Consider the following 710-nt stretch of genomic DNA (forward strand, 5'->3'; position numbering starts at 1 on the left):
GGCTCGGACAACTATGGTTCGGCCAACGCCAACCAGCCGGCCGCTTCGGTCGACACCTCGTTCACCGCTTCGGTCAAGAAGTCGGACGCGGATGCCCAGAAGCCGATCGTCACGGGCGCCAACCACGACCTGTTCGGCAGCCATTAAACGGATCTGTCCTCGACAGACCTCAAAGCGGCGGGCTTGTCCCGCCGCTCTGTTTTTGTGGAGCCGGCTATCCGTTGGCCCGGGCTTTTCCGTGCGTCGACCAGGCAATTTGCGCGATCCCCGTCGCGGAAGCCGAAATCTTGATCGGGAATAAATCCGGACTGTTCCGGGTCTTGTCGGCAGCGGGCCATCCTCCCAAGGCGCCGCCGATGAAACGACAGGACAAGGAACATTGAGATGAACAGGACCGCATTCGTCGCGGCTGCCATGCTCGCCGCTGCCATGGGCAGCGCCTCTGCCGGCAGCGACCATTACGGCGCCGACGGCGCCAAGCAGCCGGCCGCCAGCGCCGATCACATGATGACCAGCTCGATCCGTGAGCGCGGCACGGCGGATCACCAGGCTCCGGTGACGGCCGCAACCAGCCGGACCGTCGTCGACATCATTGCCCGGCACAACGACGACGGCCTGTGGGGCCGCTGACGCCGCTTCGATCCCCCAAAGACCTCCACATTTTTAACGAAAGGAACTTTTGCAATGACCAGGATCGTCCTTACCACCGC

2 protein-coding genes are annotated in these 710 nt (G+C 63.4%); both read left to right on the plus strand.

Annotation, left to right across the window (positions count from 1 at the left end; all coding sequences use genetic code 11):
- Positions 1–147, plus strand: a 147-nt coding sequence (locus EOA27_RS38850; protein ID WP_127259017.1) for a DUF680 domain-containing protein, incomplete at its 5' end; no start/stop codon positions are given.
- A gap of 237 nt (positions 148–384) precedes the next feature.
- Positions 385–630, plus strand: a complete 246-nt coding sequence (locus EOA27_RS38855; RefSeq protein ID WP_126078171.1) for a DUF680 domain-containing protein — start codon at positions 385–387, stop codon at positions 628–630.
- Positions 631–710: the final 80 nt, after the last annotated feature.

It is taken from the genome of Mesorhizobium sp. M2A.F.Ca.ET.037.01.1.1 (assembly GCF_003998075.1).
Lineage (GTDB): Bacteria > Pseudomonadota > Alphaproteobacteria > Rhizobiales > Rhizobiaceae > Mesorhizobium.